Genomic DNA, 21,417 nt, shown 5'->3' on the forward strand with positions numbered 1-21,417 from the left:
ACTGCACACAGCAGCCACCGCATGCAGGTTCATTCCCAAGCCGTAGCTTTCCGGCTACGTACTTGGGTCTCCGCGAAAGGAGGGTCAATCGCCACATGCCGTTGTGGTTGCCCGCCTTTCTTAACTCCCAGCACCAGCCGAATACTGGGCGTATACGGCCAGCACCAGGAACTTCATCGTTGTGCCCGTAGCGGATTTTTAGGCCCGCCTTCGAAAACAAGAACCCTGACTAGAATACTGCACCACCTGCCGGCGTCCAAGAGTTGTCGCTTTACACCGGCCAGGTAGTATTATAACATGCCCTGCTGCCCTTGGCAAAGCGCATCAGAGCCTCACAGCGCTCGCTACGATGAGCCCGAGCAGCGCCCCGGCAAATACCTCCACCGGCGTGTGCCCCAGGAGCTCGCGCAAGCGTTCTTCGCGAAATCTGCCGCCACGGAAAACTTCGTCGATTATTTTGTTGAGCACGCTGGCCTGCGCCCCGGCCGCCCGGCGCACACCGGCGGAATCATACATCACAATGAAGGCAAAGACCAAGGCGATGGCCGTCTCGGGCGCGGCAAACCCCTCTACGCGGCCTACGGCTACGGCGAGAGCGCTCACCAAAGCAGAGTGGGAGCTCGGCATCCCGCCGGGACTCACCAGGCGGTGAAAGTCCCACCTGCGGTTCTTTATAAGGGTAAAGGGAACCTTCAGCCCCTGTGCTATGGCCCAGGCCAGAAGTGCCGTCAAGAGAATTCGGTTGTGCAGGAGACCGGACATGACAGCGGTACCTCCCGACTGCCCCTAGTGATTCCGCTCCACCGTGAAGCGGGCCAATTGCCGGAGCGGTTCGGCTCCCGGGCCAAACGCACCTAGAGCGGCTTCCGCCTCAGCCGCCAGCCGCCGTGCTTCCTGGCGAGCTTTGGCCAAGCCGTACAGAGTCACATAAGTCAGTTTTTGCTTTTGAGCATCGTTTTTTACCGGCTTGCCCAAGACCTTGGGATCACCGGTGGCATCGAGGATGTCATCGGAGATTTGAAACGCCAGCCCGAGTTTTTCCCCATAAGCGGTCAGGGCGGCGAGTTCCGCCGGAGCCGCCCCGGCCAGGAGGGCGCCCACCCGGACGGAGGCGCGCAGCAGGGCGCCTGTCTTGTGGGTGTGAATGTAGTGCAGGAACTCGCCGTCGGCGTCGCTCTTGCCTTGCGCGCGGATGTCGGCGCTCTGCCCGCCCACCATCCCTTCAGGGCCGGCGGCAGCAGCAATTTCCGCGATCGCCGCGAGGACTTTTTCCGGGGCGACTTCAGCCGGGTACTCGGCGGTCGCCAGTATCGCGAAGGCCTGGGTAAGGAGACCGTCGCCGGCCAGGATGGCCTGGGCCTCCCCAAAGACCTTATGATTGGTGGGTTTCCCCCGGCGCCAGTCGTCGTCGTCCATGGCCGGCAAATCGTCGTGAATCAGGGAGTAAGTGTGAATAAACTCCAGGGCGCAGGCCGCCGGGAGGGCCACCTTGGGATCCCGTCCCAGAGCTTCAGCGCCGGCCAGGGCCAGAACCGGTCGCAGCCGCTTGCCGCCGGCAAACAGGCTGTAGCGCATAGCTTCCCCCAATTGCCGGGCGGGCTCCGGCAGCACGGGGAGATACGCGGCCAAGGCCTCTTCCACCCAGCGGGCGCGCTCCACCAGGTACGCTTCCAGATTCATGCTTCTTCCTCCTCTTCCTCTTTGCCCCCGGTGTCCTTCAGCTCCAGCACCTTCAGCGTGTCTTCGGCCGCGCCCAAAAGCTTCTGGCAGTGCGCAAGGAGAGCGGATCCTTCTTTAAAATAGGCCAGCGCCTCCTCAAGGGGAAGCTCACCGTGTTCTAAAGCCTGCGTCAGTTCGTCCAACCGGGCCATGGCCTCTTCAAAGCTCAGGTCCTTGTTTTTCCGTGCCACCTTATTTCCCCTCTTCCCCTGTTTCTTGGCGGACGATGACGGTGCCGTCCGCAAAGCGCACGCGCAGCCGCTGCCCGCGTTGCACCTGGCTGGCGCGGGTGACGGGTACCCCGCTTACGGCATCCATGACGACGGCAAAGCCACGCTCGAGAACGCTCAGGGGGTCGAGCGCGGTGAAAGCGCGTCGTGTCTCCGCGAGTTGTGCCGCTTTCCGGAGCAAAAACTGGCGGCGGGCCCGCTTGAACCCGTCGGTTGCGTAAGCCAGGGCCTGGCGTTTTTCCGCCAGAAAAAGAGCGGGTTCGCGCCAGGGGCGCCGGCTCAAGAGCTGAAGCAGCCTTTGCTTTTTCTTCCGCCACTGCTCCCCGGCCGCTTGGCGGAGCCGCGCCGCGCAGCGCTCAAGTTCCTGCTCCAGGTGACGCCGGTCCGGGACCACCAGTTCCGCTGCCGCGGAAGGAGTGGGCGCCCGCACGTCTGCTGCCAGGTCGGCCAGAGTGACGTCGATCTCATGACCAACCGCGCTCACCACCGGCACGCGCGAGGCCGCGATGGCCCGGGCCACCCTTTCATCGTTAAAGGTCCACAGATCTTCCTTGCTCCCGCCCCCGCGGGCCAGGATGACGACATCCAGCTCCTTTTCCCGGTTAAGGCGCCGCAGCGCCTGAACGATCTCGCTGCCGGCACCGCCGCCCTGTACAGTAACCGGAGCAAGTAATAGTTCAATTCCAGCGAAGCGCCGCCGGGCCACCGCGATGATATCCTGCAGTGCGGCTCCCACCGGCGAGGTGATCACGCCCACGCGCCGGGGAAAGCGGGGCAGCGGGCGCTTGCGCTCTGCGCTGAAGAGGCCTTCCTTGGCTAAACGCTCGCGGGTCTGCTCCAGGGCGAGAAACAGGGCGCCCAGGCCGTCGGGTTCGAGTTCTCGGACATAGAGCTGGTAGCTGCCGTCACGTTCGTAGACGCCGACCTCGCCGAAGGCCAGTACACCAAGGCCTGTCGTCGGCTGAAAGCGGAGGCGCCGGTTAAAGCTCCTGAACATGACGCAGCGCAGGCTGCTGGCCTTGTCCTTGAGGGTGAAATAAAGGTGGCCCGAGGTGTGAAGTTTGCACGTGCCGATTTCACCTCGGACCCACACCCCTAAGAGGCGGGGGTCCGACTCAAGATTTCCTTTGATAAGCCGCGTGAGGTCGGTGACGCTGTAAACCAGAGCGGGTAAAGGAACAGGACGGTTCATTGGTGTCCCCTCCCGAGGGCCCTACAGCCCAGTAAGGCGATGCCCACGGCGTTATCCGTACTCAGCTGGGGCGGCGCAAAAAAGAGCCTGGCTCCTACCGCCCGGTGCTCCAACCGTGCGGTCAGGCGTGTACGTAAAAAAGAATTGCCGGCCACGCCGCCCACAAGAAGGACGTCCTTAATACCGAGCTCGCGCACCGCGCTCCGCAGCACCTTTTCCAGGGTGTTGGCGATACAGCGAAACACAGCCCGCGCCACGGTTCCTTTGGCAGCTCCTCTTTCCACCTGGCGCAGCGCCGCACTGGTGGGTCCCGAAAAGCTGACGTCACGGCCCCGGACAACGGAAGGCAGCGAGAATTCCAAACCTTGTCCGGAGCGGGCCAGCTCCTCCAGGTGCGGACCGGCGGGGAAGGGCAGACCCAACGCTGCTCCCACCCGGTCCACAAACTGGCCGGCGTTTAGATCCAGGGACTTTCCCAGAACAGTGACGGCAAAGCCCGCGTCGTCCCGCTCGACCTGCAGGATTTCGGTGGTGCCTCCGGAAAGGTGTACCGCCAGAAAGGAGCGCTGCTGTGGTCCGCCTGCCCCGGCTTGTCCAGCCGCCAGGTGTCCTTCTTGGTGGCTGAAGGCCAAAGCCGGTACCTGGAGCACTGCCGCCAAGGAACGGGCCAGGTTGGCGCCCGCCGTAAAAACGGGGAGGTAGGATGCTTTCTCCCGGCGGGGAAGGGCGGTAAAGGCCACCGCCGTCACCTGCTCCCCCACCTCAGCGCGCACCTGGGCCACGAGTTCAGGAAGGTTCCGCCAATGTTGAAAAAGGGCCGCCTCTTGGCGCAGCCCGATCTCACCCTGGGGGACCGCCAGAACTTTACGCCGGTCTGCCCGGACAGCGCCGGCCGCAGTGACAGCTGCCACCGAGGTGGTGTAACAGCTGGTATCGAAACCCAGCACCACACCCTGCGCCATCACAAACGACCGTCCTCGGCCAGTCGGCCGCGTGCCACCGCGCTGAGCACACCGTTGATGAAACGGCCGGCTTCGGGGGTGGAATACTTTTTGGCCAGCTCCACAGCTTCGTTGATGGAAACGGCCACGGGGATATCCGAGCAGAAGAGAATTTCGTAACAGGCCAGACGCAGGATCAGCCGGTCGAGCACCGCCATGCGCTCCACGCTCCATTCGTGGCTGCAGCGGCGCAGGAGCTCATCCAGTTCGGGCAGCCGCTCCAGCACACCCGTCACCAAATCCCGGGCAAAGGCCACATCAGCTGATGCGATCGCTTCCTGTTCACAGGTTGCGTTTAAGGCAAACTCAGGCTGAGCCCCGCCCAGTTCAACTTGAAAAAGGGTCTTCAGCGCGGCCTCGCGCCCTTGTCGCCGGCCCAATTCAACCGCTCCTTCCGCTTAGCGTGGGGGGAACAACTGCCGCCAGAGCGCACCGAGCCCCTGCTCATCGTCCAGGCGCTTCCCCAGCCAGTAACCGAGTCCCAGGCATACAAACAGGAAAACGGCGGCCAAGAGCCCCCGCGTGAGCACCAGCCACCCAAAAAACAGGCCCAGGAGCGAACCAAGCACCTTGCCACCGTGCCGTGTGAAAAACTCGTACAGGGTTTCCATGCGGCCACCTCTTTTATTCTGGCGCTAGCGGACCTTGAACCGCTGTTCACCGCCGATGTCTTTGACCGCCACCCGAATCGCCGCCGCCTTAAGCCCCACGACCTCCTCCAAGCGCCGGCGCACGGTTTCCTGAAGGCGGGCACCCAGGGTAGGCACGTTAACTTCGCTTCCCACCCAGGCCTTGAGGCTTACGCTGACGCCTTCCGGCCGAGCCCGCACCCGGGAGCGCACGTCCTTTACGCCCTCCACCTGGGCGGCGGCGCGCTGCACCAGGTTCTCGATGGCCGTGAGGGCAATGCTGACCTCGCCCAGCTCTGAGTTTTGCACCAGAAACTGCCCCTCCCGCCGCCAGGGCCAAGCCAGGTACGCCAGGCGCAGGGCCAGCACCAGCACTAAAAGCGCCGCCGCTGCTGCCTCCCAGCGGCCGAAGACGTAAGCAGCCAGCAAGTTGGAAGCCACCGGGAGCACGGCCGGAACCCGCCCGGCGGCTGAGCCCAGAAAGAGCGCGACAGCTATGAGGAAAAGACTCGTTAGAAAGACCAGGAGGCGGTCGCCAGAGCCCATCGCTTCACTTCCTTACTTGACACGGGCATCTTCTTCCTTTTCCTCGCCGGCGATTTTTACCCCTTGCACGTGGATATTAACCTCCACCACGTCCAGGCCCGTCATGCTTTCAATGGCTTTCTTGACGTTTTCTTGTACACGCCAGGCCACTTCCGGAATTTTTACGCCAAAATCCACGATGAGAAACAGATCGACGGCCGCCTGACGCTCGCCCACTTCTACTTTAACACCGCGCGTCAGGTTTTTCCGCCCCAGCATTTCGGCGATACCGCCGGCCAAGCCCCCGCTCATCCCGGCCACGCCCGGCACCTCGGTGGCAGCCAAACCGGCGATAATGGCCACAACCTCATCAGCGATCTTAACGCTGCCGATGTCATTTTCCGCTTTAAGGATTTGGATGTCCCCTGGTAGCTTATCCAAGGTCACACCTCCTCACCCTCTGTTGCCCCTTCATTATAACAAAACGGGGAACCTGTGACAACATTACTACGGTCTGGTATCGATGATGATTTTTTCCCGGGAGAGGCCGGTTGCTGTGGCCACTATGTCGCCGATTTGGGCGGCCTGCTGCATGGTGAGCTCGGGCACCTTCACCAGGACGTGTGCCGAGTCCTCATGGAGGTAAACCAGCGCATCGGGAAAATCTTTGGCCTTGATGAGCCCTTCCACCTCAGCCTCCTTCGCGGCCTGTTGGCTGAGAAACAACAGGCGGGTGTGGGCTTCACGCCGGTTGCCTTCATCGGAATTGGGATTGTGAACAATCTCGCGCAGGGTGTCCATTTCCTGGCTGCGAACGCGGTCGCGCTCCAGGCGTTGTTCTGTATAGTAGTCCGCGCGCTTTCCGGGAGCCGTCCCGTCCGGGGGTTTCGTGCCCGGTTCCTGCTCCGGGGCGGGTGATTCGGGAGCGGGCGCAGGGGCTTCTTTGGCTTGTTCCTCGTTTATGAGCCCGGCGTCGGCCGGCGGAGTGGTCTCAACCGCCCGGCTACGCAGGTAAAATGCAGCGGCCAGCAAAACGATTAAGCAGACCAACAGCCAGATTATCGTCCCGCGGTTACGCCACATGTTTTATGCTCCCTCCTTTTCCAAAACCATGACCTTGTGTGCCGGCAGGCCGAGCAGCACTTGCACCGCCTGCGCCAGCTGCTCTTTCACTCCAGGATCGCGCGCCCCGCTGGCCACCACCAAAACCCCGCGGACAGCCGGGAGGGTCTCGCCCGCTACCACCGGCCGTTCTTCTCCCCCGGCCCGGGCCATCACCACCTGGGCTTCGTTGCGCGTCTCCTGCGAGGTGCGCGTGGTTCCGGCGGGATCCTTTTCTTCGGTGCTGCGGACTTCCTGTTGGGAGTTGGTGGCATAGCTTACGCTGCCGCCGCCTTCCAGGCTGACCTGGACGATCACCTGGCCGGCGCCGGCAATCTGGGACAGGGTCGCAGCCAGCTGGGCCTCAAGGTTTTTTTGGTAACCGGCACCGGTGACGGGAACGGCCGTGCCGGTCGGATAGCTTTCGCCGCCGCTTTCTGCCGGAGCCGGGCGGGTGGCCGGGCTTTTGATCAGGCGGCCGGTTACGAGAAGCACCAGCCCCAAACCGGCCAGCAGGCTGAGTTTTATGAGGGTGGCGCGGTCAAGGTTGAGCCATTTTACCTTGTACCCCGCCGGCCCGGGCCGGCTCCAATTGTTCTTGCTCTCGGGCAACATCTCTCATCCTCCTTTGCGCATGATTTGGACCTCGACATCCGTAGCCGGCAGCCCGTAGAAATCGGCCACGAGGCGCTCAAGTTCCCCGACGCTCCTAGGCGTTTTCTCAGGAGGAACCTCCAGCCTAACTGTGAGCGAGCGCAGCTCTCCGAACGTGGGTTTGTCCACCCCCTCCTCTACCTCAACCTTGACCGCCACCACTTTGCCTTCTCCGCCTAGCTCCAGCAGGGAGGCTACCTGGCGGGCAACATTATGCCGGTACTCATCCAGAACCCGGGCCTGCTGCTGCGCGGCCAGGCGCTTGCCGTCGCTTAAAATGCGGTCGGTGGCGCCGGGGGCAATCGCAGGCAGCTCCAACTTGGGCTCTTGCTGCAACCGGCTCGTCAAGAGGCTGAGCGGTCCTAGAATGGTGGCCAAGACAAAGAGACCCACCACCACCTGCACGAAGCGCTTCATTGTACCGGAAGGAAGCAGCAGTTCCAGAAAGCCGGCAAAAAGAACCAGCACCAAGATGGCGCGGATCCACTCCTGCAGCCAGGCCATGCTCCTCCACCTACCTTACCAAGGCGGCCAGATTACCTACGCCTAAGATAATGGTCAACGCCAGGAAAAAGAACAGAGCCACAACGCCTGCGGTGGCGAAGACAAAGGCCATGCTGTTGCCCAGGTCGCCCAGACACTTCGCCACCCGCGCGTCGGCGATCGGCTCGGCGAGAGCAGCGGCCAGCTTGTAGACGAAGATAAGGGCCAGGATCTTGAGCAGTGGAAAAGCGCAGATCAACAAGACGAGGAGAATCGCCACGGCGTTAACGGCGGTGCGAAGTGCCACCGTATAGCCCACAACCGCCTCCAAGGCATCGGCGAACAGTTTACCCACCACCGGAACGAAAGAACCGGCCAGGAACTTGGCGCTGCGGATGGATACCCCGTCGGCCACGTGCGCCGCCGCGCCCTGCACAGTGCTAACCCCGACGAAGACGCAGAGAGCCAGGCCGAGCAGGGCGGCGCAGATGCCTTGCAGCAAAGACGCCAGGCGCCCTACGTTCATTTCCGGAACCAGGTAGGTAACCAGGTGCAGTACTGCCGCCAGGTAAAGGAGCGGAAAAATCACATCCTGAGTGAGTGTTCCCAGGATGGCAATGGTCGCCAGGAGCAGGGGATGGAAGACGGCCGCCGTGGTTACCGCACCGGTGGCCACCAGCAGGGTGAAAAGGACCGGCAGCAGGGCCTGCATGAAAGTGACCATGTTGGTGACGGCCGTCCGCCCCGTACCCAAGGCGATGTTGAAGCTCTGGATGGCAAAACCCATGATGGCGACAAAGAGTAACGCCTTGGCGACCCGTGCCACCCCGCCCGCTTTAAACCCCTGTTCAACGGCTGCCAGGATGGCCGCCAGAACCACCAGCAAAAGAAGCTGCCCCAAGAGGGTGGAACTGGCCACAACCTCCTGAAAAAAGTAGCGCAGGACGGCCGCAACGAAACCCTGCCAATTAAGCCCGTCCGGGTGGTGTACCTGAGCCAAGAGCCTGCCCAGGTTGAGCTCCGGTGCCAACCCGCCCAGCTCCCTTTCCAGATTACGGGTAGCTTCTTCTAAAACGGAAAGATCCACCTCGGGCGGGCTGAGGTCGCTTGCCGGCTGGGCGCGTGCTGGTGCGACAAGAAAGATCACCACCAGGAGGATGAAAACAACAACCGCCTGCTTCTTCACTCTTTTCACCTCAAGGCAGAAGTTTCAACGTGAGATCGAAAACGGCGATGAGAATCGGCACCGAAAGGACGAGGACGAGAATCTTGCCGGCCACTTCTACCGCTCCCGCCACCGCTTCCTGGCCGGCATCACGGCAGACCTGGGCACCGAACTCTGCGATGTAGGCGATGGCGATGATCTTAAGGAGGAGGGAAAAGTACTGGCGGTTGATGCCGGTCCGTTGCGCCAGCCCTTCCAACACGCTGATTACCCCGGCCAACCTGGTGACGGCGAAGAGGAAGATAAGAGCGGCCGCGGTGAGCGCCAGGAGTAACGCTAGCTCGGGCCGGTCGCGGCGGATGAGAAGCGCAAGCAGGGTGGCTATGATCGCAATCCCTATGAGCGAGATGATTTCCACACTTCCACCACCCGGTTTTTGCTCAGAGCCTGAAGACTGTGCGCACGGTGGTCAAAAACTGGCTGATAATGGGGATAATGAGCAGGAGGACGATGACCACCCCGACGATGTTTAAAATGTGGGCCTGCTCCTGGCGGCCGGCCTGCGTGAGGACAATGTTGATGACGGATATGACAAGGGCTATGCCGGCGATTTGAAAGATGAGACTGACGTCCATTCGTTATCTGCCTCCTCTCGCTATATCAGGAGCAAAACAATCACCAGGCCGGACAGAAGCCCCGTGTAACGCCAGAGTTTTTGTTTTTTCTGGGCCTCGAGCTCGGCCTCGCGCTGCGCATAGTGCAGGTGCTCCCAGGCGAGCTTAAGGTGCCGCAACTGGTCCTGGCGGTCGGAGAGCCCTAAAACCGGCCCCAGGACGAGCAGCGGCTCCCCATCTTGGGGCTGTAGCGGCGTGAGCGCCACCAGCGCGGCCACCCCCTGTTCCCAAGCCAGTCTGAGGGGTTTTCCTTCTTCCAGGTCACTCAGGATGCGGGAGCAAAATCCGGTTATGGCCGGGCCTAAACTCCGGCCGGAGCGCTCCAAAGCCTGGGGAAAGGGGGTCAGCCCGTAATCGATTTCCGTGATCAAGTACTGGAGCAAGCTTTCGATCTGGGCGAGGAGCGCGACGCGCTCGCCCAAGCTACGCGCGATGGTGTAGCCGGTGCTCCCCGTGGCAAATAGTACCAGCAGGGCTCCCAACAAGCGCACGACCATCGGCCGCTTCCCTCCCCTCCACTGAGCTGCGCGGGCCTAAAAGCTTCAGCCCCCGGGCGGTGCGGATCTCTTCCACAGTGCCGGGGCCGCGGGAAAAGCCTAAGCAGACGATACGGGCAAAAAGCTGGCGTTCAATGAGTTCCTGCAGGTAGGGGCGCTGCTTCAAATCGGCCAGGCCCTCCCCGTGGGCGGTGGCAATGAGGCGCACGCCGCTCACCAGCGCCTGCTCCAAAGCCGCAATATCAGCGGCCGAACCGACTTCATCGGTGGCGATCACCTGGGGTGACATGGAACGCAAAAGCAGCGTAATCCCTTCCGCCTTCCCTGCCCCGTCCAGCACGTCCGTGCGCGGCCCGACATCGTTTTGTGGTTCACCCTGGAAAGAAGCCGCCAGCTCAGAGCGTTCGTCCACAACCCCCACCTTGTACCCCTTGAGCCCCAAGGCAGGTACACCGGTGCTGATTTGCCGGACCAGATCCCGTAGTAGGGTTGTCTTCCCGGCTCCGGGCGGGGAAACGATGAGCGTGCTGAGGAAGGTTCCTTTTTCCACTAAATACGGCAAGACGGCATCGGCAGCGCCCTGTACCTGCCTGGCTAGGCGGACGTTCAGCCCGCTGATGTGTTTCAGGGTGCGGATGCGGCCCTGTTCGAGCAGCGCTTTCCCGACTATCCCCACCCTGTGCCCGCCGGGCAGGGTGATAAAGCCCTGGCGCAGTTCCTCTTCCCGGGCGTAAAGGGACGATTGGGTAAGGAACAGGAGCGTTTGCTCCATGGCGGCCTGATCGAGGCGGGAAACGCCCGGGAGGACCAAGTCGCCGTCCGCCGTCACCAGCATCACCTCGCGCCCCAGGCGCAACCTAATTTCAATGACGTTCTCCTTGAGTTCAGCCGGCAAACGCCGGAGTGGCTCCCGCAGTACGAAAGCCAAATAAGGAAGGATCTCGCTTTCCAGTACTGTAGCGGCCGCCTTCCCCGGGCCCACCTTCATTTCACCCCCATGTTGTCCTACTACCAAATTCTATGCGGACGGGCAATAAAAAGACCTGCAACTTGGCGTTGCAGGTCTCGCTGCTTCCGATCCCGTCTAGTCTTCGGTGGCACCCACCGGCGCAGGCCCTTCTTCCGCTTCATCTGTTTCGCTGTCGGTGCTGAAAACAACTTCCCCGCACTGGGGGCAGGTGATTTCCGTGACCACGTTATCGTCCAGCATGTCTTCCTCGAAGTACACTTTTTCGTGGCACTTGGGGCACTCGACCTCGATGTAGCCCTCTTCGCCTTCTTCCTCTGCTTCGTCGTCTTCCTCTGCTTCCTCCGGTTCGCTCCCGTAGTAATCCTCTTCCAGTTCACCTACGCTTTCGTCGATGGCACTGACGTACTCTTCCAAGTCCTGCTGGGCCTGCTGGACCCTTTCCAGTTCACCCGCCACTTCGCCCAGCACCGTAATGACCTGAGACAAGAGTTTCCCCTCGCGGCTCTCGGCCTCGAGCGCCAGCCCTTCCGCCAGCCCTTTAAGGTAGGACACTCGTTCCCGCAAATTACCCACACTCTTTGCCTCCTCTACGTTCTTTACGCACGCGTCAGGTACTGCCCGGTGCGCGTGTCGATGCGGATCACGTCGCCTTCTTCGATAAACAGCGGCACCTGTACGGTGGCACCGGTTTCCAGTTTGGCCGGTTTCGTGGCGCCGGATACAGTGTCGCCGCGAATACCGGGGGCCGTCTCTACCACCTGAAGGTCCACAAAATTGGGCAGTTCAATGCCGAGGATGCTACCTTCGTACATTAAGATGGTGATCAGCATGTTTTCTTTCAGGAACTTAAGGTTTTCGCCCAGTTGTTCTTCGCTCAAAGTCAGCTGTTCAAAGGTTTCGGTGTCCATAAAGGTGTAACTGGCCCCTGCTGCATAAAGGTACTGCATCTGGCGCCGGTCGATGTGGGCCGTCTCCACTTTTTCGCCGGCCCGGAAGGTGCGTTCGATGACGGCACCGGTGCGGACGTTTTTCAGCTTGGACCGGACGAAGGCCGACCCCTTACCGGGCTTGACGTGCTGAAAGTCCACCACCGAGTACACTTCACCTTCGAGTTCGATGGTAAGACCGGTGCGAAAATCATTGGTTGAAATCATGCTTATTCCTCCCTCGCAAGAAGAATGCTATTTCCTCAAAGCCCTGGTATCACAGAAAGAATGAATGCTTGGGCGCCTGGGAAAGCACTTCCCGGCCCGTTTCCGTGATGAGGATCACATCTTCCGTCCGTACGCCCCCCGTACCGGGCAGATAGACGCCGGGTTCCACGGTGACCACCATGCCAGGGGCGAGTTTCCCCGTGGCGGTGGGTGAGAGATGTGGCTCCTCGTGGATCTCTAGGCCGACGCCGTGGCCCAGGGCGTGGCCGAAGTAATCACCGTAGCCCGCTTCGGCGATCACGTTGCGGGCGGCGGCATCCACCTCGGCCGCCGGGACGCCCGGGCCGGCCACCGCCAGCGCTTTTTCCTGCGCCGCCAAGACAAGGTCGTACAGGAAGCGTTGCTCCGGGGTGGGTGTCCCCAACACAAAGGTGCGCGTGAGATCGGAACAATAACCCTCCAGGACGATGCCGAAGTCCACCGTCACCAGGTCACCGGGGCAGAGCTTACGCTCGGTTGGTTCGCCGTGGGGCAGCGACGAACGTGGCCCGGAGGCGACGATGTAAGGGAAGGAGGGCCCGGTGGCGCCCCGGCGACGGAGGAAGAACTCAAGTTCCAAGGCCACCTCTTTTTCACGGCGGCCGGGTTGGAGCAAAGAACGCAGAAAGGCGGCGCCTTCGTCGGTTACTCGGATGGCCCGGCGCAGGCGGGCGATTTCGTCGGCACACTTTTGGGCCCGTAACTCTTCCACCAGCCCTTGCGTGGGGGTAAATTCCACGCCTGCTACAGCGCCCGTCATCGCCGCGTGGCGCGCAAAGGTAAGGTAATCAGCTTCAAAGCCTACGGGCCCTTTCACTCCGTCGAGGAGCCGCTTGAGCGTCTCGGTCCAGGGTCGCTCCAGCTTGACGATTTCCCAGCCGGGGGCTTCTGCGGCGGCCTGCTCCAGGTAGCGGAAATCGGTACACAGGTAAGCCTTGGCAGGTAGAACAACCAGCAGGCCGGCGGAGCCGGTAAAGCCGCTTAAGTAGCGGCGGTTGGCCGGCCGGCTGACGATAAGCCCCGCGAGCGCCCGCCTGCCGAGCTCACTCCGTAAGCGTTCTACTCTCTCCAGCACGCCGACTGCTCCTTTCTCTGCGCCAAGATGAGCCTCAGCGCGTGCAGAGCCAGTACGTAGCCGTGCCTGCCGAGACCGGTGATCTGGCCGGTGACCACAGGTGCCGTCACTGTTCCGTGCCGAAAGCCCTCGCGGGCGTAGATGTTCGTCAGGTGGACCTCGATTACGGGCACGGCGAGCAGCGCCAAGGCGTCCCGAAGGGCGATGCTGTAATGTCCCAGCGCGGCCGGGTTGATGATCACGCCGCCGACCCGCTCCCGCGCTGCCTGCAAGGCATCGATAAGCTCACCTTCGTGGTTGGACTGCAGGCACTCCAGTTCAAAGCCGAGCCGCTCCGCTTCCCGCCGGAGCTCCGCCTCGATCTCCTCCCACGTCTCCCGCCCGTAAATGGCCGGTTCGCGCTGCCCGAGGAGGTTCATATTGGGGCCATTGAGGACCAGTACAAGCGCCATCTTCTCCTCTCCCTTCCGAAGTTCAGGCGCCGCTCACGGTGAGCGGTCCCAGAACCAGCGTAGGCGAACCGAAGCCCAGGTAAAAGCGCAGGTCGGAGGCGGCGGCCTGAATCTCTTTGAGCAGAGTGATGGCATTGCCTGCAATGACCACACCGCGTACGGGCTGCGTAAACCGTCCGTGTTCAATCAAGATCCCGGTGGCTCCCAGCGAGAAATCTCCCGAGATGGGGTTGGCGGTATGCGTCCCCATAAGGTCAAGGACGTAGAGGCCCTTATCCACACCGGCGATGAGTTCTTGCGGCGCCGCGTGGCCGGGCGCGATGAACATGTTCGTGGGGCCGACTTCGGGCGCACCCTTGAAAGAGGAGCGCGTGCCATTTCCCGTGGAGCGCTTCCCCTCCTTGGCAGCGGTGTACGCGTTATGCAAAAAGTTTTCCAGCCGGCCTTGCGCCACCAGCGTGGTCCTTTGCGTCGGCACTCCTTCCCCATCCACGGGTGAGGTGTTGATGCCGCCGGGCAGCGTCCCATCGTCGATGATGGTCACCGCCGCAGCGCCCACCTGTTCGCCCAGGCGACCGGCAAAAAGGGAGCGCTTTTTTTGCACGGCTTCAGCCGTGAGGGCCGGCGCCAGAATGCCCAAAAACTGCGTGGCCGCCTGTGGCGGTAACACCAAGGCCAGCTTTTGCGTGGGTATGGGCTTGGCGCCCAAGAGCCGGACCGCTTCGTGCGCGGCTTCCCGCCCGATGGCGCCGGCATCCAGTTCGCCCAGTTTTGTCGTATAGAAAAGCCCGGAACCTGTCTCGCTGTCCCCCGCTTCTTCGGCCACCACCCAGGCGTAACCGCCGCAGAAATTGCCGCGGTAGCCGGCCTTGAGGCCGTGGGAATTGGCTATCGCCACCTGGTACTCACCTTCCTCGTAGGCCGCGCGTTCCGACTTGGTTATGCGCCGATCGTGCGCAAAGGCGGCCTGCTCGATACCCAGGGCCAAGTCGATTTTGGCCTCGATGGGGGTTCCAGCGATGGCCGGATCGTACTGGGCGAGGGCTCGGTCCCAGTCCGCCGGGGCCGGGAACAGCCGGGCTTCATCCGGTGTCACACAAGCCGCGTTGGCCACCGCTGCCTGCGCTGCCTCTGTTAAGGCGGAGGAAGAGAGGTCGGAGGTAAAGGCGTAGCCGAGGCTGCCGCCCTTCAGGACACGCAGGCCGATGCCGCGCTCCTTGCTCTGGCGCAGGGTTTCAAGCTTTCCCCCGCGCACTTCAATCGCCAGGCTGGAGTGCTCCAGGAAAAAAGCCTCCGCCTCATCCGCCCCCGCTCGGTGGCTGAGTTTAAGACCGGTTTCCACCAGCTCGCACGGATCCACAGACCTCACCTCTTTCATAACAGCCCGCCCACGACAAGCTCAGGGATACGAATGGTCGGTTGCGCGTCCGCAACCGGTACGCCCTGCCCGTCTTTGCCGCAGGTGCCGATGGCAAACCCCAGGTCGGTGCCTACCAAATCCACCGCCTGCAGGGCCCGCGGCCCGTTACCGGTGAGCGTGGCCCCGCGCACCGGCACCGTGACTTTACCGTTCTCAATCAGGTAGCCCTCGGCCACATCAAAGACAAAATCGCCGGTGGTCGGGTTCACCTGGCCGCCGCCCATGCGTTTTACCAAGAGGCCGTGCGGGGTGCGGGCGATAATTTCCTCGGGCGGCGTGCCCCCTGCCGCCAGGTAGGTGTTGGTCATACGCGGGATAGGAGGAAAATGAAACGACTGGCGGCGCCCGTTCCCGGTGGAGTCTTTGCCGTGCCGGCGCGCCCACTCCAGGTCATACATGTAGGTCTTTAAGATGCCGTTCTCAATGAGGACCGTTTTTTGGGCGGGGGTGCCTTCGTCGTCAAAGCTGAAGGAGCCGTACTTACCCGGAAGGGTAGGGTCGTCGATCACCGTAACCAGTTCCGAGGCCACCCGCTGCCCCACCTTGCCGGCATAGACCGACATCTCTTTGCCGACGATATCGGCTTCCAGGCCGTGGCCACAGGCTTCGTGGATCATGGTGCCGCCGGCTTCGCCCGCCAGTACCACCGGCATGCGCCCCGCAGGTGCCGGCCTGGCCTTAAGGAGGAGAAGCGCGCGCCGGGCGGCCCGGGCGCCCAGCTCCCGTACCCGGTCGGAGGTGAGCAGTTCCAGCCCCGCCGTTCCACCCAACGATTCGTATCCTGTCTGGACTTCATTTCCCTCGCCGGCCACCACGTTGACCACCAAGGTGGTGCGGTAGCGCCTGTCCGCTGCCAGCATACCCTTAGAGTTCGCAATCTGCACCTCTTGCTCGCTGTCGCCGTAAGAGACCATAACCTGGCGAATGGCGTCGCCGCCGGCCCTGGCTTCCTTCTCGGCCGTAAAAACAACGGCCACCTTGGCCGCCAGGTCTCCCCGCGTGACAGCGAGCGGCCGGGCGGCTAATTCCGGGCGGAGCTGAATGACTTTCCGGCCGGGCGTTTTCTCCTTGAGGGCAGCGCTGGCGGCTTGCGCCGCCGCCTTAAGCCCGGTCAGGCTCAGGTCGTTGGTAAACACATAAATACTGCTTTCATCCGCCAGAAGGCGGATGCCAGCGCCCTGGTCCAGGCCGGAATTAGCTCGCTCAATGCGTTGTCCCTCCAACGCGATGGTACTGGTTACCCGGCGTTCCACGAACACCTCCGCCAGATCGCCGCCACCCGCCAGAGCCTCCCCTAAAACGGTCTCCACATCACCCTTTGTCAGCAGCAACCCGTCACCCCCTCCTTGCCCGCGCGCTTCCTGCCATTTAACCAGCTTAGAATTCTCATGACCACTTCGTCCGGCGTGAGCGCTCCGACGTCAAGAGCAAAGTCGCACAGCGACGCATACGCTTCCTCGCGGGCGGCCAGAAGCTCCGCAATGCGCTCCCTGCGAGCGACCGTTTCGAGGAGCGGGCGCCCGTGGGACGTTTGGGTACGAGCGTAGATCTCCTCGGGGCTCGCTCTTAACCAGATCACCGGGCCGCTTCCTTTCAATAGTTCGCGGTTTGCCGGGGTCAGGACGGCGCCACCGCCGGTAGCGATCACGTGTGCCCTCCGGGCCGTAAGGTCCCGCAGCACCACTGTTTCCAGGAAGCGGAAATAGGGCTCACCGTAATAAGCAAAAAGCACCGGTATGGTAAGACCTGTCAGCAGCTCGACCTCCCGGTCGCTATCGGAGAACTTCCAGCCCAACTTCTGCGCCAGGAGCTGTCCCACAGTAGTTTTGCCGCTGCCCATGAAACCGATAAGACATAGATTGGCTCTATTTGGCATGCTTATTCTGTCCCTTCCGCCCCTATTCTACTCTTTGGTGCCCCAGGCCACGCACTGAATTCCTTCTCTTCTACGCGGGTTCGTCTAATTCCTTCCGGAAGAGGAAGGGTTTGCCGGATTTTGTAGCAGGCCGCGCTGTGCCAGCAGGCGCAGAACCGATCTTTCGAGACAGCGCATAAGACGCGTACCGACAAACTCGCGGCGGCTGAGCGGCACCACTAAAATGGTGAAAAGGCCGAGACGGTTGCCGCCCAGGATATCCGTAAAGAGCTGGTCACCAACCACGGCCGTTTCGGCGGCGCTGGTGCCGAGCACCGCCATCGCCTGCCGAAATGCGCGGCTCCGTGGTTTACCGGCCTTGGAAATGGCCGGTACGTCAAGCACACGCGCTACCACTTCCACGCGGTCTTTCTTGTTGTTGGAAACCAGGCACGAGCGGAAGCCTTCAGCCTTGAGTCGGTCAAAGAGGGACTTGGTTTGGGGGCTGACATCGCAAACGTTCCAATTGAGCAGGGTGTTGTCGAGGTCAAAAACCAGGCCGCGCAGGCCATGCCTCTTAAGGTCGGCCAAGGGTAAGGCCTGCACCGACGCCAGGTAGAGATGGGGACAAAAAAGGCGGAGCCAAGCATTTTCTCTCATACTTATCCTCCCGGGGCCTACTGACTTCTTAATTATAGCAGGAATGGCAGCAACACGCCAAGGTGACCGGCCGGAAGACAGGCACAACGCTACAGCCACATCCATATTATTTCACAGGAGCAAATGTGGACCTGGAGGTGTTTAGCCTATGCTCCCGGCCGTGCTTGCCGTCATTTCCCTTTTGCCAGGGTTTTTATTTTTGATTTCCTACATAACCAACAGCAACGCCTTTCCCCTACCCCTTTCGGAAGAAGAAGAAGAACGCTACATCCGGGCCATGGAACAGGGAGACGAGCTGGCGCGTAACATCCTGGTCGAGCGCAACCTGCGGCTGGTGGCCCATATCGTCAAGAAGTTCGACAATACCGGCGAAGACGTGGATGATCTTATTTCCATCGGCACCATCGGCCTCATTAAAGCCATCAACACCTACGACCGGCGCCAGGGCACCCGCCTGGCCACCTACGCCGCCCGCTGCATAGAAAATGACATTTTGAAGTCTAGACGTTGCGGCGGGAAATGGAAATTGTGGCACTACCTGGAATGCGGCTGACCACTGTTATGGTCATGTCTCTTCCCTTCCCGGTTATCATGACTTGTTTCACCAGGCTGCGGACAATCGCCTGCTTCTGTCTAAAGTCCAGGTCGTCCAGGTGTCCGAGCACTTCCAAAGCCATAAGCATCAGGCTTTCGATGCTGGAAGGCGTTTTCTTCAATGCATTGTTGATCTCTTTTTTTCTCGCTTCGAGGTGTTGACGACGTTTCTTTAATTCGACGAGCGTCGCGGTTGTCTTCTCGTCGAGTTCGAAAAGCCCGGATGCAAGGGTCGTGAGAATGTTCTCCCGCCCCCTGTCCGTTTCAGCCAGCTGCTTTTCTATCCCTTCGAGCTGCCGTTCCAGGTCCGGCGTTTCCGGGGAGTTGGCGAGCGCTTCTTTCGCCAGGCGGTCAGGGTCGCGGAGCCAGGAGCAGACCTGCGCCCAGACGGCCTCCTCCAGGGGCCCAGCGCTGATTATTTTGGATGGCCGGCAGCCGAAGGACTTCGCTCCCTGCCAGTTTTTCCGGCAGGTGTAACACCGGGACGAAACGCCCCAATTCTTGGCCCACACGCCGGTCATCGATGTGCCGCAGTCGGAGCAGGTGATTATGCCGGATAGAAGGTAAGAATGTTGACCGCGGTTGTTCCACAGGCGCCGTGCTTCCTTGAGCTTTTCGGCAGCCTTCGCGGCGGTTTGAGGCGTGATAATAGCCGGGACGGCAATCGGAATCCAGTCTTTCGGGTTGCGTTTCTTGCCTGTCCGCCAGTCGATTTTGCCGTACTGCCATATCCCGGAGTACGTGCTGCCTTTGAGGAGAATCTGCCTCACTACCTGCCGGTGCCACTTGCCTCTTCGCCGGCGTGTCGGGATTGCCTGCTCGTTGAGAAGCCGGGCGATCCCGTTGATTCCCCAGTCTTCTTCGACGAAAAGGCGGAAGATCTCTCTTACTACTTCGGCTTCGGCAGGCAAGACGGACACCTGCCCGGTTTCGGGATCATACTGGTAGCCGTAACAGTCGAAGGACACGGGGATACCGCCCTGCCGGGCCTTCTGGTTCTTGCCCCGGGTCATGCGTTCGCGGATCTTTTCTTTCTCAAACTCGGCAATCGCTCCCCGGACGCTGTAAAAGAGCCGCCCTTCGGGCGAGTCCTTCCATTCGAAGTCGATAAACTCCAGCCTTACGCCATAGCGTTCAAACTCCTCGGTGAGAAGCAGCTGGTGCGCCAGCCGACGCGAAAGGCGGTCGGGGTCGCGCACCACGATAAGGTCTACTGCGCCGGCCCGGACCGCCTCTCTCAGTTTTTCCAACGCCGGGCGCTCCAATATGCCGCCCGAAATCCCTTCGTCGGCGTAGACCTCGATCTGGTCCGCGCCGAGTTCACGCGCTCTGGCCGAGCACGCCGCTTCCTGTTCAGCCAGGCTGTAACCGTGCCTGGCCTGCTCTTCGGTGCTTACCCGGGCATAGACTGCCGCGCGCATTTAGCTCTTTTCAACACCTCCTTGGCCAGGATCTTGTATGCCATGTCAAGACCATCACCGTGGTCGTCGTACACTACCTTGACCTGAAACTGGGGCTTTGGCGTGGCTTTCTTGGCCGTGGGTTGCATACTATCCTCCTCCTTCCTTGCTCTTCTAACTCTATGTGGCAGGTAATCGTAACCCGGCCTGGCCGAAAACGGGAATTGTTGACAGGCCGGCAAGAAAAAAGTGCCCTTCCCGTATTGGGAAGGGCTATGTGAAAGGCCGCCTGAACGGGCGGCCCTACTCTACTCTCTTGATATAATTCCCTCTGCCCAGTTCACAGTTGCTTCCGCCGCCCCCACCGCTCGCTGCCAATCTTCTTCCGTGACCGTTTCCCAGGTTCCAGGATAACGAGTCGTGACCGCATATATCGTCAGTATTGCTGCTTCTTGCACTTGGGCGGGCAAGCTGTAGTGGCGTGCCAACTTCCGCAGCAATCGAGCTAGATCGTGCGATCTGGGAACCGGCCACCCCTGGAAAACAAAAAGGGCTTTTAATGCTTTTTCAGCAGCCTGCTGAGCATCGAAGCAAAGATCTTCGTACAAAATCTCGGGGAACAACAAGCCAACTTTAGCTTTTGCAAGGCTGCTTTTCGCTTTCTTGAGCCACTTTTGGGCTTCGCTAAGACGGCCGTCGCTCATAGACCGTCCGCCCCTTTAGGGCTTCCCTATAGATGTAAGCTTGGTTTTCCTGATGCCTAAAGGCCGTTTCGGGTGTTTCCACTATCACATCTACACTGGCGTCTGCGGGAAGGTCCAGCAAGTTGAGGTATATTTGTTGCGCCAAGTGGAGTCGGTTTGGGACACCGCTTTTCAAAACAAAGAAGTCGTAGTCGCTCTCCTCAGTTGGTGAACCGTGAGCGCGAGAGCCAAACAGGATCACTTTTTCGGGATCGGCTACCTTGACGATGCGTTCTACGATCATTTGAAGCACTTGATCTTGTTGGCGCCTGTTTGAGCTCTTGACGCCCATAAAATTCACTCCTTTCCAGTCCATTGTATCCCGCACCAGGAGAAGTTGCAAGATCCTGGCAACAGCTATGACTTTACGAATTGTTGGTGGCTAGAGAATACTGTTTTCAGCCCTTTTCGACTCGCAATATAGTCGCACAGGTGCACGAATTCCGCCGGGCTCATGCGGCTCCAGATCTGCGGCCTTGGGGTCTTCTTCCCCGGCGTCCAGATGCCCATGTGGCGAGCCGCATGATCCGGTCGTACATCCTTTGCCCGATGATCAGAGCAAACTCCCGGTAGTACCTGCGCGGCAGAAACGGGTGCTCGGACACCGTGCGGCCAGCATCCGGCCAGCCGCGCTTCAACGTGTCGTGGAGCAGCAACGCGACCAGGATATCGTCCCTGTGCCTGGCCAGATGCGGATAGGCCGGCAGCAGCTCTACTGTGACTTTGACGGCCGCTGCAGTGTGTCGTGGGCGAACGGACCGCATGCGCGGCACGATCCTGTTCCACAAGATTCAGGACCTGTCGCGGGCGGTGGGTCAATGACATAATTACCATTATGCGCCGGGACTACGAAGCGATGGGAAACGCCCTGGACGAACGAAACTCCGAGCGAACTGGTGAACTTAAAAAAACGCCGGCGCATAAGCCGGCGTCCGGGAAAGAAGGATCAAGATTCAAGTTTGAGTAACCACGAACTATGCGTCAACCTCAAGAATCCCACTTCCGGCGCGCTACCCTCCTATACCGATTGACCTATATCGCACCCAATTTGCGCGTAACGGTAGCCGGGACTCCGGTCAGGATCATAGCGTACGTAGACGACATCAATAGCGTTGACGGGTTTGTCACTGTTGCTCCGGGCGACAATGAAACCCTGGTGTTAATAGGCATCAACGAGAACTATCC

General features: G+C 60.9%; 30 protein-coding genes. 1 reads left to right on the top strand and 29 read right to left on the bottom strand.

The features are described 5' to 3' along the window. Positions 1-324: 324 nt before the first annotated feature. The 25 genes from K5554_RS09535 to K5554_RS09655 form a co-directional block, all read right to left on the bottom strand. Positions 325-762, bottom strand: a complete 438-nt coding sequence (locus K5554_RS09535; RefSeq protein ID WP_221038258.1) for a divergent PAP2 family protein — start codon at positions 760-762, stop codon at positions 325-327. 24 nt (positions 763-786) lie between these two features. After that, positions 787-1,680, bottom strand: coding sequence for a polyprenyl synthetase family protein (locus K5554_RS09540; RefSeq protein WP_221038259.1), 894 nt, complete (start codon positions 1,678-1,680; stop codon positions 787-789). Further along, complete coding sequence (gene xseB, locus K5554_RS09545) at positions 1,677-1,910, bottom strand: exodeoxyribonuclease VII small subunit (RefSeq protein ID WP_255565359.1); 234 nt, start codon at positions 1,908-1,910, stop codon at positions 1,677-1,679. Before xseB ends, K5554_RS09540 begins: the two co-directional genes overlap by 4 nt. 1 nt (position 1,911) lies before the next feature. Next, positions 1,912-3,141: an exodeoxyribonuclease VII large subunit gene (gene xseA / locus K5554_RS09550; RefSeq protein WP_221038260.1), complete on the bottom strand. Its 1,230-nt coding sequence runs from the start codon at positions 3,139-3,141 to the stop codon at positions 1,912-1,914. After that, on the bottom strand, positions 3,138-4,103 hold the full coding sequence (locus K5554_RS09555) for an O-sialoglycoprotein endopeptidase (protein ID WP_221040583.1): 966 nt from the start codon (positions 4,101-4,103) through the stop codon (positions 3,138-3,140). Before K5554_RS09555 ends, xseA begins: the two co-directional genes overlap by 4 nt. After that, entirely contained in the window at positions 4,103-4,522 is a 420-nt protein-coding gene (gene nusB / locus K5554_RS09560) for a transcription antitermination factor NusB (RefSeq protein WP_221038261.1), read from the bottom strand. The genes K5554_RS09555 and nusB overlap by 1 nt, the downstream gene beginning before the upstream one ends. Before the next feature lie 18 nt (positions 4,523-4,540). Further along, positions 4,541-4,753, bottom strand: a complete 213-nt coding sequence (locus K5554_RS09565; RefSeq protein WP_221038262.1) for a DUF2273 domain-containing protein — start codon at positions 4,751-4,753, stop codon at positions 4,541-4,543. A gap of 24 nt (positions 4,754-4,777) precedes the next feature. Continuing rightward, positions 4,778-5,317, bottom strand: a complete 540-nt coding sequence (amaP, locus tag K5554_RS09570) for an alkaline shock response membrane anchor protein AmaP (protein ID WP_221038263.1) — start codon at positions 5,315-5,317, stop codon at positions 4,778-4,780. 12 nt (positions 5,318-5,329) lie between these two features. Beyond that, positions 5,330-5,737, bottom strand: a complete 408-nt coding sequence (locus K5554_RS09575; protein ID WP_255565360.1) for an Asp23/Gls24 family envelope stress response protein — start codon at positions 5,735-5,737, stop codon at positions 5,330-5,332. A gap of 66 nt (positions 5,738-5,803) precedes the next feature. Continuing rightward, complete coding sequence (locus K5554_RS09580) at positions 5,804-6,379, bottom strand: SpoIIIAH-like family protein (protein ID WP_221038264.1); 576 nt, start codon at positions 6,377-6,379, stop codon at positions 5,804-5,806. 3 nt (positions 6,380-6,382) lie between these two features. After that, the gene (locus tag K5554_RS09585) at positions 6,383-7,012 is read right to left on the bottom strand and encodes a hypothetical protein (protein WP_221038265.1); all 630 of its coding nucleotides are present in this window, start codon (positions 7,010-7,012) and stop codon (positions 6,383-6,385) included. A 3-nt stretch (positions 7,013-7,015) separates the two neighbouring features. After that, a complete protein-coding gene (gene spoIIIAF / locus K5554_RS09590; RefSeq protein ID WP_221038266.1) occupies positions 7,016-7,555 on the bottom strand; it encodes a stage III sporulation protein AF in 540 nt (179 codons plus the stop codon). Positions 7,556-7,565: 10 nt separating this feature from the next. After that, the gene (gene spoIIIAE, locus K5554_RS09595; RefSeq protein ID WP_221038267.1) at positions 7,566-8,720 is read right to left on the bottom strand and encodes a stage III sporulation protein AE; all 1,155 of its coding nucleotides are present in this window, start codon (positions 8,718-8,720) and stop codon (positions 7,566-7,568) included. Positions 8,721-8,730: 10 nt separating this feature from the next. Beyond that, positions 8,731-9,117, bottom strand: a complete 387-nt coding sequence (gene spoIIIAD, locus K5554_RS09600) for a stage III sporulation protein AD (protein WP_221038268.1) — start codon at positions 9,115-9,117, stop codon at positions 8,731-8,733. Positions 9,118-9,139: 22 nt separating this feature from the next. Next, positions 9,140-9,334, bottom strand: a complete 195-nt coding sequence (gene spoIIIAC, locus K5554_RS09605) for a stage III sporulation protein AC (protein WP_221038269.1) — start codon at positions 9,332-9,334, stop codon at positions 9,140-9,142. 20 nt (positions 9,335-9,354) lie between these two features. Next, positions 9,355-9,870, bottom strand: a complete 516-nt coding sequence (locus tag K5554_RS09610; protein ID WP_221038270.1) for a stage III sporulation protein AB — start codon at positions 9,868-9,870, stop codon at positions 9,355-9,357. Further along, positions 9,797-10,852, bottom strand: a complete 1,056-nt coding sequence (gene spoIIIAA, locus K5554_RS09615; protein ID WP_255565361.1) for a stage III sporulation protein AA — start codon at positions 10,850-10,852, stop codon at positions 9,797-9,799. Before spoIIIAA ends, K5554_RS09610 begins: the two co-directional genes overlap by 74 nt. A gap of 102 nt (positions 10,853-10,954) precedes the next feature. Next, complete coding sequence (locus tag K5554_RS09620) at positions 10,955-11,413, bottom strand: CD1247 N-terminal domain-containing protein (RefSeq protein WP_221038272.1); 459 nt, start codon at positions 11,411-11,413, stop codon at positions 10,955-10,957. Positions 11,414-11,436: 23 nt separating this feature from the next. Then, positions 11,437-11,994, bottom strand: a complete 558-nt coding sequence (gene efp, locus K5554_RS09625; RefSeq protein ID WP_221038273.1) for an elongation factor P — start codon at positions 11,992-11,994, stop codon at positions 11,437-11,439. Positions 11,995-12,043: 49 nt separating this feature from the next. After that, positions 12,044-13,108 (bottom strand): Xaa-Pro peptidase family protein, encoded by a 1,065-nt coding sequence (locus K5554_RS09630; protein ID WP_255565362.1) that lies wholly within the window; start codon positions 13,106-13,108, stop codon positions 12,044-12,046. Continuing rightward, a complete protein-coding gene (gene aroQ / locus K5554_RS09635; protein ID WP_221038274.1) occupies positions 13,093-13,560 on the bottom strand; it encodes a type II 3-dehydroquinate dehydratase in 468 nt (155 codons plus the stop codon). Before aroQ ends, K5554_RS09630 begins: the two co-directional genes overlap by 16 nt. 22 nt (positions 13,561-13,582) lie before the next feature. Then, entirely contained in the window at positions 13,583-14,920 is a 1,338-nt protein-coding gene (locus tag K5554_RS09640; protein ID WP_255565363.1) for a TldD/PmbA family protein, read from the bottom strand. A gap of 14 nt (positions 14,921-14,934) precedes the next feature. Next, positions 14,935-16,311, bottom strand: coding sequence for a TldD/PmbA family protein (locus K5554_RS09645; RefSeq protein WP_255565364.1), 1,377 nt, complete (start codon positions 16,309-16,311; stop codon positions 14,935-14,937). Continuing rightward, positions 16,302-16,856, bottom strand: a complete 555-nt coding sequence (locus K5554_RS09650) for a shikimate kinase (protein ID WP_221038276.1) — start codon at positions 16,854-16,856, stop codon at positions 16,302-16,304. Before K5554_RS09650 ends, K5554_RS09645 begins: the two co-directional genes overlap by 10 nt. An 84-nt stretch (positions 16,857-16,940) precedes the next feature. Further along, positions 16,941-17,495, bottom strand: a complete 555-nt coding sequence (locus K5554_RS09655; RefSeq protein WP_221038277.1) for a YqeG family HAD IIIA-type phosphatase — start codon at positions 17,493-17,495, stop codon at positions 16,941-16,943. Between the two features lie 199 nt (positions 17,496-17,694). Between K5554_RS09655 and K5554_RS09660 the strand changes: the two genes are divergently transcribed. Further along, complete coding sequence (locus K5554_RS09660) at positions 17,695-18,048, top strand: sigma-70 family RNA polymerase sigma factor (RefSeq protein ID WP_370636871.1); 354 nt, start codon at positions 17,695-17,697, stop codon at positions 18,046-18,048. Here the strand turns inward: K5554_RS09660 and K5554_RS09665 are convergent. The 4 genes from K5554_RS09665 to K5554_RS09680 all read right to left on the bottom strand — a co-directional run bounded on the left by K5554_RS09665 (position 17,996) and on the right by K5554_RS09680 (position 20,524). Beyond that, entirely contained in the window at positions 17,996-19,510 is a 1,515-nt protein-coding gene (locus tag K5554_RS09665) for a recombinase family protein (protein WP_221038279.1), read from the bottom strand. The genes K5554_RS09660 and K5554_RS09665 overlap by 53 nt on opposite strands. Continuing rightward, entirely contained in the window at positions 19,483-19,638 is a 156-nt protein-coding gene (locus K5554_RS09670; RefSeq protein ID WP_221038280.1) for a hypothetical protein, read from the bottom strand. Before K5554_RS09670 ends, K5554_RS09665 begins: the two co-directional genes overlap by 28 nt. Positions 19,639-19,797: 159 nt before the next feature. Next, entirely contained in the window at positions 19,798-20,193 is a 396-nt protein-coding gene (locus K5554_RS09675) for a HEPN domain-containing protein (RefSeq protein ID WP_221038281.1), read from the bottom strand. Beyond that, a complete protein-coding gene (locus K5554_RS09680) occupies positions 20,174-20,524 on the bottom strand; it encodes a nucleotidyltransferase domain-containing protein (protein WP_221038282.1) in 351 nt (116 codons plus the stop codon). The genes K5554_RS09675 and K5554_RS09680 overlap by 20 nt, the downstream gene beginning before the upstream one ends. Between the last annotated feature and the right edge of the window lie 893 nt (positions 20,525-21,417).

Source organism: Gelria sp. Kuro-4, from assembly GCF_019668485.1.
Classification (GTDB): domain Bacteria; phylum Bacillota; class DTU030; order DUMP01; family DUMP01; genus DUMP01.

Coding starts and splice junctions, on each gene's coding strand:
- K5554_RS09535 (WP_221038258.1), bottom strand. CDS start 762: ATGTCCGGTCTCCTGCACAACCGAATTCTCTTGACGGCACTTCTGGCC.
- K5554_RS09540 (WP_221038259.1), bottom strand. CDS start 1,680: ATGAATCTGGAAGCGTACCTGGTGGAGCGCGCCCGCTGGGTGGAAGAG.
- xseA (WP_221038260.1), bottom strand. CDS start 3,141: ATGAACCGTCCTGTTCCTTTACCCGCTCTGGTTTACAGCGTCACCGAC.
- K5554_RS09555 (WP_221040583.1), bottom strand. CDS start 4,103: ATGGCGCAGGGTGTGGTGCTGGGTTTCGATACCAGCTGTTACACCACC.
- K5554_RS09565 (WP_221038262.1), bottom strand. CDS start 4,753: ATGGAAACCCTGTACGAGTTTTTCACACGGCACGGTGGCAAGGTGCTT.
- amaP (WP_221038263.1), bottom strand. CDS start 5,317: ATGGGCTCTGGCGACCGCCTCCTGGTCTTTCTAACGAGTCTTTTCCTC.
- K5554_RS09580 (WP_221038264.1), bottom strand. CDS start 6,379: ATGTGGCGTAACCGCGGGACGATAATCTGGCTGTTGGTCTGCTTAATC.
- K5554_RS09585 (WP_221038265.1), bottom strand. CDS start 7,012: ATGTTGCCCGAGAGCAAGAACAATTGGAGCCGGCCCGGGCCGGCGGGG.
- spoIIIAF (WP_221038266.1), bottom strand. CDS start 7,555: ATGGCCTGGCTGCAGGAGTGGATCCGCGCCATCTTGGTGCTGGTTCTT.
- spoIIIAC (WP_221038269.1), bottom strand. CDS start 9,334: ATGGACGTCAGTCTCATCTTTCAAATCGCCGGCATAGCCCTTGTCATA.
- K5554_RS09610 (WP_221038270.1), bottom strand. CDS start 9,870: ATGGTCGTGCGCTTGTTGGGAGCCCTGCTGGTACTATTTGCCACGGGG.
- efp (WP_221038273.1), bottom strand. CDS start 11,994: ATGATTTCAACCAATGATTTTCGCACCGGTCTTACCATCGAACTCGAA.
- aroQ (WP_221038274.1), bottom strand. CDS start 13,560: ATGGCGCTTGTACTGGTCCTCAATGGCCCCAATATGAACCTCCTCGGG.
- K5554_RS09650 (WP_221038276.1), bottom strand. CDS start 16,856: ATGCCAAATAGAGCCAATCTATGTCTTATCGGTTTCATGGGCAGCGGC.
- K5554_RS09655 (WP_221038277.1), bottom strand. CDS start 17,495: ATGAGAGAAAATGCTTGGCTCCGCCTTTTTTGTCCCCATCTCTACCTG.
- K5554_RS09665 (WP_221038279.1), bottom strand. CDS start 19,510: ATGCGCGCGGCAGTCTATGCCCGGGTAAGCACCGAAGAGCAGGCCAGG.
- K5554_RS09670 (WP_221038280.1), bottom strand. CDS start 19,638: ATGCAACCCACGGCCAAGAAAGCCACGCCAAAGCCCCAGTTTCAGGTC.
- K5554_RS09675 (WP_221038281.1), bottom strand. CDS start 20,193: ATGAGCGACGGCCGTCTTAGCGAAGCCCAAAAGTGGCTCAAGAAAGCG.
- K5554_RS09680 (WP_221038282.1), bottom strand. CDS start 20,524: ATGGGCGTCAAGAGCTCAAACAGGCGCCAACAAGATCAAGTGCTTCAA.